We start from the raw sequence: 7,069 nt of genomic DNA, 5'->3' as shown, positions 1-7,069 counted from the left end.
AGGTCACAGCAGGCCACGTCGAGCCAACATTACGCACAGTTACCAAACTGGCTGGGGTTTCACGCCCACCCCGGTTAACTTCGAAGACCCGCGATACCGAGGGCGCGGGCGGCGACCTGAATCCGGCCGATCTCCAGGCCCTTCATAATCTGCGCGAATCCGCGGCCTTCCTCGCCGCCGAGCAGCGCATCGACGGGGGCATGGTAGTCATCGAAGGACAGTTCACAGCTTTCGACGCCCTTGTAGCCGAGTTTTGGCAGGTCTTTGGACACGGTGAACCCGTCGCCGGGTTCGACCAGCAGGATGCTGATGCCCTTGTGCCTGGGCTCGGCTTTCGGATCGGTCCTGCACAGCAGCGCGATCAGCTGGGAGCGGCGGGCGTTGGTGATCCACGTCTTCGACCCGTTGACCACGTAGTGCTCACCGGCGCGGCGGGCGCTGGTAGTGAGGGCCTGCAGATCGGAACCGCCGCCGGGTTCGGTCAACGCCATCGTGGCGCGGATCTCACCGCTGGCCAGTGCGGGCAGATAACGCTGCTTCTGCTGCTCGGTGCCGAAGGTGAGGATGAGCGTGGAGACGACGGTGTGGCCACCCATCGCGCCGGCCAGGCTCATCCAGCCGCGGGCGAGCTGCTCGGTGACCTGGACGTAGCAGGGGGTGGAGACGGCAACCTCGCCGTAGGGTTCCGGAATGGCCAGGCCGAAGATACCGAGCTTTTTCATCTGCTCGATGAGCTTCTCGGGATAGTCGTTGGCGTGTTCCAGGTCCCGGGCGATCGGGCGGACCTCCCGGTCGACGAAGTCGCGCACGGTGTCGACGATGGCTTGTTCTTCCGCGGTCAGGGTACTCACGCTGGGTCCTCTTTGAATGGGGGGCCGGGGGTCGGCGGAGGTCAGATGACGCCGTCGGCACGGAGCGCGGCGATGGCGGTATCGGTGCGGCCCAGGCTGCGCAGGATGGCGTCGGTGTGTTCGCCGAGGGCGGGAACGGGGTTCATCGCCGGGTCCAGGTCGGTGAGGGTGGCCGGGGGCAGGAGGGCGCCGATGTCGCCGCCGGGGGTGGCGACGGTGCGCCACCGGTCGCGGCCAGTCAAGACGGGGTGGTCGAGGAAGTGGGCGACGGAGTTCAGCCGGGCGTTGGCGATACCGGCTTTGGCCAGCAACGCCAGCACTGTGCCGGTGTCGAGCGTGGCGAATCGGTCCGCGATCACGCCGTTGAGGGCGTCGCGGTGGGCGACGCGCGCGGAGTTGGTCGCGAAGCGGTGGTCCTCGGCCAGGGCCGGGTCGTCGAGCACGATCCGGCAGAAGGCGTGCCATTCGCGTTCGTTCTGGATGGCCAGCAGCACCGTCTGGTCCTCGGCGGTGGTGAACGGGCCGTAGGGGGCGATGGTGGCGTGCTGGGCGCCGACCCGTGCCGGTTGCCGCCCGCCGTACCGGGTGTAGTAGGCCGGTGAACCCATCCACTCGGCGAGGGCCTCGAACAACGATACCTCGACCGCGGAGACCGCCCCCGTGGTGGCGCGCCGGTAGAGGGCAGTGAGGACGCCGGTGTAGGCGTACATGCCGGCGGCGATGTCGGCGACCGAGATCCCGGCCTTCGCCATCTGGTCCGGGCTACCGGTCAGCGACACGAGGCCGGTCTCGCACTGCACGAGCAGGTCGTAGGCTTTCCGGTCGGCCCAGGGCCCGTCGGTGCCGTAGCCGGAGATCGTGCAGGGGATCACCCGAGGGTGCCGGTCGGCCAGGGACGAGGCGTCGAGGCCGAGGCGAGCGGCGGCGCCGGGGCCGAGGTTCTGCACCAGCACGTCGGCCTCGGCCAGCAGCTCCTCCAGAACCGCGCGCCCCTCGGTGGTCTTCACGTCCAGGGTGAGGGATTCCTTGGAGCGGTTGAGCCACACGAAGTAGCTCGACTGGCCGTGCACCGACACGTCGTAGCGGCGGGCGAAGTCGCCGCCGTCGGGCCGTTCGATCTTGATGACCCGCGCGCCGAAATCAGCCAGCTGGCGGGTGGCGAACGGGGCCGCGACGGCCTGCTCCAGGCTGACCACGGTCACCCCGGCCAACGGCAGCGGGACGTGCGGCGAGGGGGATCGCTGCGAGGAGGATCGCGGCGCGGCGCCCGGCGTCGCGCCCGACTCGGGGCGGTGCTGCTGGTGCTCGGTTATGTGGTGCTCGGTCACGTCAGGCCGTTCCTTTGGCCAGGCAGGTGGTCTGCCAGCAGCGTCGCGGCACGCGCCCAGTCCAGTCCGGTCAGCAGCGCGGGAACGTCGGGGCCACAGTCGGCGATCTTGGCGCGCAGGTCCTGATCCGAAGGTGGCCGCCCGGGCGACCCGGGTGGCAGCCGCTGGCTCACCGAGTACCGGGCGCCACCGCTGAGGGTGAGCGTGATGTCGATGCGGCCGGAGAGCAGCCCGTCACCGCCGGGGGTCTCGGTGACGGCTACGAGCTGGAGCAGGCGCTGGGCTTCGAGTCGGGTCACGGCGAGGTCGGTGAAGCTCCCGAAGCCGGGATGAGGGTCCAGCAGCGCGGCGGCGATGGCATATTCCAGGCTGAACTTCCCCTGCAGCCCGGTGCGGGGCCGATGGTGGATCAGCGGCTGTACTGCGCCCGCGGGTGTGCTCACCTCGATCGCGGTGATGCCCGAGGCGACGGCGTCGGCAGGCAGGTGCTCGCGCAGCGCGCTGATCGGGCGTTGCAGCGCGTAGCAGCAGGGAAAAATCTTGATCGCCAGCCCGCCGGGCACCGCCGGGCCGGTCACGTCGATGCGGTCCGGGTCGCCGCCGACCAGTCGTAGCCATGCGTCCAGCGCGGTCGGATCCGCGGTAGCGCCGACGGCGGCCAGCCTCGCCGCCCGAACTCCCGCGTCGGCGGCGAAGCCGACCTGCAGGGACTTGCCGGCGGAACCGAATGCCCGCTGCACCCCGCCGGCCGCGGGAACCGAGAGCGCGATCGCCGTGGCGATCTGCTCGGTCGACAGGCCCAGCGCCACCGACGCGGACACGGCGGCGGCCGGCGCCCCGGCCGTACAGGTGGCGTGCCAGCCGCCGGCATAGTGCGACCAGCCCAGCGCCGCCCCGAGCCGCGCCATCATCCCAGCTCCCGCCAGGTAGGCGCGGGCGTCCCCGCCGACGGCCAGCGTCGCGGGGACGCACACCACGCTGATGTGGGTGGTGGACTCCAGGTGCAGGTCGTCGAAATCCAGGACGTGCCCGACCGCCGCCCAGCGCGCCGCGTCCGGCAACCCGGCCGACAGTGCCACCAGATTGTCCTGCCGGGCGGCGAGCGTGACAGCCATCGTGTCGAGCAGTGAGCGCTGCGCCAGGTCGAGGTCCGCGGCACTCGGCACATAGTCGTGCGCCCACCGGGCCAACGTCTCGGCGGTCGATTCCATCCACAACTCCCGACTCTCGCCAGCGCGGGGCCACACCTGGATCGCCCGTGTTTCACACCTGGGTCGCCCGCGCCTGGGTCGCCCGTGCCCGCAGCGCACCTGCCCGCCCGAAAGATAATGTATGGCCAATAGTGATCGGTAACAGGCAGTGGCGACAGGCAGGGAGGAGCCGAGCGGTGGGCGGCGGCAGGTCGACGGCGGGGGCTGCCAGCCCGCTCGTCCCGGCGCAGGGTCCGTACTTCGAGTACCTGGCGGTCGGGCACGTGTTCGACGCCGCGCCGTCGGTCACGTTGAGCAGCGGGCACGCGGCGATGCACCAGGCGATCGTGGGCGATCGGCTGCGGCTGCCCCTGGACGACGGCTTGGCTCGCGCCGTGGCCGGGCGGTGGCCGGTTGCTCATCCCGCGTTGGTGTGGGATATCGCGATCGGGCAGTCGACGCTGGCGACGCAGCACGTGCGGGCCAACCTGTTCTACCGGGGTTTCGTGTTCCGCCGGTTCCCGGCGATCGCCGACACGTTGTCCACCACCACGGAGGTCGTCGGGTTGCGGCAGAACCGGCCCAGGCCGGGGCGCCGTCCGACCGGGCTGGCGGTCCTGCGGGTCCGTACGGTGGATCAGCAGCTGCGACCGGTGCTGGATTTCTGGCGCTGCGCGATGCTGCCCCTGGCCGACCCTGACGCGGACACCGGTCACCACGATGACCTCGACGAGGTCGGTGTACACCCCTCTCCGGCGGACTTCGTGGCCGCGGTCGAGCCGTGGCGGCTCGACGTCTTCCGCGAGCAGGTGCGCGGCGGCGAGCATTTCGCCGATATCGCGGTCGGCCGCCGCTGGCGGGTGGTTGGCGCCGACGTGGTGTCCTCGGCGCCTGAACTGGCCCGGCTCACGCTCAACATCGCCACCGTGCATCACGACGAGCTCGCCGCGGGCGGGCGGCGTCTGGTGTATGGCGGGCACACCATCGGCCTGGCGCTGGCCCAGGTCTGCCGTGCGCTGCCCAACATCGTCACGGTCGCCGGCTGGGACGGGTGCGATCATACCGGCCCGGTCTACGAGGGTGACTCGCTGAGCAGCACGGTCACCGTGGAGTCCACCCAGGCACTCGCTGCCGGGGGTGGGCTCGCGTGGTTGCGGGTCGAGGTCGAGGCCCAGGCAGGGCCGGCCGGACAGCCGCGGTCGGTCCTGCTGTGGCGGTGCGCGGTGGTTCTGGCTTGACGCCCGCCGAACCGGGGCTGATGGCTACGATGCGCCTGGCCTGAGGCGCCGGTACAGGTACGACGACCCTGCGGGCCGGGGCTTCCGGATGTTGGCCCGGGGGGACCTGTGGGCCTACTTTCCCGGCCGTGGACGAACCAGCAGGCCCGTCGAGGTCGTTAGGAAGGGCGGGAAGGCGCGGGCCTGGCAGAGTGGATGACCACGGGGCCCGGCAGAGGAGAACATCGATGAGGATTGCGGAAGACATCACGCAACTGATCGGCAACACGCCGCTGGTCCGATTGCGTCGCGTCACGGACGGGGTGGGAGCCCAGGTCGTGGCCAAACTGGAGTCCTTCAACCCGGCGCACAGCGTGAAGGACCGCCTCGGGGTGGCCCTGATCGACGCCGTGGAGCGGGCGGGGCTGATCGGGCCGGACACCGTCATCCTCGAACCTACCAGCGGGAACACCGGCATCGCCCTGGCCATGGTGTGCGCCGCCCGCGGGTACCGCTGCGTCCTGACGATGCCCGAGACGATGAGCACCGAGCGGCGGATGCTGCTGCGGGCCCTCGGTGCGGAGCTCGTGCTCACCCCCGGTGCCGAGGGCATGCCCGGCGCCATCGCGAAGGCGGAGGAACTCGCGAAGAACGACGAGCGGTACCTCATCCCGCAGCAGTTCGAGAACCCGGCCAACCCGGCGATCCACCGCGCCACGACCGCCGAGGAGATCTGGCGCGACACCGACGGGCAGATCGATGTGCTCGTCGCCGGGGTCGGCACCGGCGGGACCATCACCGGCGTCGCCCAGGTCATCAAGGAGCGCAGGCCCGAGGCGCGGTTCGTCGCCGTGGAGCCGTCGGCGTCGCCGGTGCTCTCGGGCGGCGTGAAGGGACCGCACCCGATCCAGGGCATCGGTGCCGGCTTCGTCCCGCCGGTCCTGGAGACCGGCCTCGTCGACGAGATCATCCAGGTCGATGGTGAGGACGCCTTCGACCTGGCCCGCCGGCTGGCCCGGGAGGAGGGACTCCTAGTGGGCATCTCCTCGGGCGCGGCGGTGTCGGCGGCGCTGCAGGTGGCCCGCCGCCCGGAGAACGCCGGGAAGCTGGTCGTCGTCGTGTTTCCGGACTTCGGCGAGCGATACCTGAGCACACCGCTGTTCGCCGGACTCGGGTGACCGACTGTGCTCTCGACGCTGCGCCATGACCTGCGCACGGTGAAGGAGCGGGATCCGGCCGCCCGCTCCACCCTCGAGATCGCCCTGTGCTATCCCGGCGTGCACGCAGTCTGGGGCCACCGGATCAGCCACTGGCTGTGGACCCGTGACCTGCGGCTGCCCGGGCGCGTGGTTGCCACGCTCACCCGCATGCTCACCGGGGTCGAGATCCACCCCGCCGCCACGCTCGGCCCCGGCGTCTTCATCGACCACGCCACCGGCGTGGTCATCGGGGAGACCGCCGAGGTCGGTGCCGACGTCACGATCTACCACGGGGTTACCCTCGGCGGCACCAGCCTGGAACCGGCCAAGCGGCACCCCACCATCGGCGACCGGGTGATCATCGGTGCCGGTGCCAAGGTTCTCGGCAACATCACCGTCGGCTCGGACAGCCGCATCGGGGCCAACGCCGTCGTCGTGCGGCCCGTGCCGCCCGGCTCAGTGGTCGTCGGCGTCCCCGGCCAGGTCATCACCCCCAGCCGCCCCCGGCCGGCCACCGCCCTGCCCGGTCAGGACGACGTGCTCCCCGACCTCGTCGGCGTCAGCCTGAAGTCCCTGCTCACCCGGGTCGACCAGCTGGAGGCGGTGCTCGACGGGAACACCGGGAACACCGACGGCCGCGCCGACGGGCGGGTCGCCGCCCATCCCACGATCCGCCCGCCCCAGGCCGGTGTGTGGTACGGCGAGGACTTCTCCATCTGATCAACGACCTTCAGCGGCGACCTGATCGGTGACACCCCTGGCTCGACCGGTGCCCCTGGGGATCCGGTCGAGCCAGGATTTGCCGGCAAAGCATGCGTCGCCATGACCACTTGATTCCGCCAGGCCACCGAGAGAATCGCTGGCGACCGGGATCGAGCGTTCCTATGTTTGATCACATAGCGTAGTGATCTATCATGGATTAGCCATCATGGCGAGGCCCTGGTCTGATGCTGCGTCCCGCGTAGGAGTTGAAGCACATGGTGAGGTCGTTCGGGGGGTCGGCATCGCCGCTTCGGGCGGCACGGCTGGCGATAAACGCCACCCAGGAGCAGATCGTCGCGGCGCTGGATGCCAGATCATCGTCGGGTTCGTCCGGGGTGACCCCGAGCATGCTCAGCGGCTGGGAGCTGGGAAGACGCACGACGAGCCCCCGCTACCGGAAGATGCTGTGCGATCTGTTCAGAGAATCGCCGGATGTGCTGTTCGCCCATCAGGACGCGGCGTCCACCGGCCTGGATGGTGAGATGGCGATTGTCATGGGGCATCTCTCGCTTCTAGATCTGT

General features: G+C 70.4%; 6 protein-coding genes and 1 pseudogene. 4 read left to right on the top strand and 3 right to left on the bottom strand.

Annotated elements, in window-relative coordinates; all coding sequences use genetic code 11:
- Positions 1–92: 92 nt before the first annotated feature.
- From ACY5KJ_RS15715 to ACY5KJ_RS15705, 3 genes and pseudogenes are all read right to left on the bottom strand, one after another.
- Positions 93–851: pseudogene (locus tag ACY5KJ_RS15715) on the bottom strand (acyl-CoA dehydrogenase family protein); the annotation flags it as partial.
- A 41-nt stretch (positions 852–892) separates the two neighbouring features.
- On the bottom strand, positions 893–2,068 hold the full coding sequence (locus ACY5KJ_RS15710; protein ID WP_462188838.1) for a CaiB/BaiF CoA transferase family protein: 1,176 nt from the start codon (positions 2,066–2,068) through the stop codon (positions 893–895).
- A gap of 107 nt (positions 2,069–2,175) precedes the next feature.
- A complete protein-coding gene (locus tag ACY5KJ_RS15705; RefSeq protein ID WP_462203689.1) occupies positions 2,176–3,390 on the bottom strand; it encodes an MmgE/PrpD family protein in 1,215 nt (404 codons plus the stop codon).
- A 176-nt stretch (positions 3,391–3,566) separates the two neighbouring features.
- Here ACY5KJ_RS15705 and ACY5KJ_RS15700 point away from each other — a divergent pair, with 176 nt between their 5' ends.
- The 4 genes from ACY5KJ_RS15700 to ACY5KJ_RS15685 form a co-directional block, all read left to right on the top strand.
- Positions 3,567–4,607 carry a MaoC family dehydratase gene (locus ACY5KJ_RS15700; RefSeq protein ID WP_462203688.1) on the top strand — a complete coding sequence of 347 codons (1,041 nt, stop codon included), beginning with the start codon at positions 3,567–3,569 and terminating at the stop codon, positions 4,605–4,607.
- Between the two features lie 227 nt (positions 4,608–4,834).
- On the top strand, positions 4,835–5,764 hold the full coding sequence (gene cysK / locus ACY5KJ_RS15695) for a cysteine synthase A (RefSeq protein WP_462203687.1): 930 nt from the start codon (positions 4,835–4,837) through the stop codon (positions 5,762–5,764).
- 6 nt (positions 5,765–5,770) lie between these two features.
- A complete protein-coding gene (gene cysE, locus ACY5KJ_RS15690; protein WP_462188836.1) occupies positions 5,771–6,505 on the top strand; it encodes a serine O-acetyltransferase in 735 nt (244 codons plus the stop codon).
- A 257-nt stretch (positions 6,506–6,762) separates the two neighbouring features.
- Positions 6,763–7,069, top strand: a 307-nt coding sequence (locus ACY5KJ_RS15685) for a helix-turn-helix transcriptional regulator (RefSeq protein WP_462203686.1), incomplete at its 3' end; no start/stop codon positions are given.

The organism is Frankia sp. CcWB3, from assembly GCF_977927595.1.
This window is presented reverse-complemented; position numbering and strand designations above follow the sequence as displayed.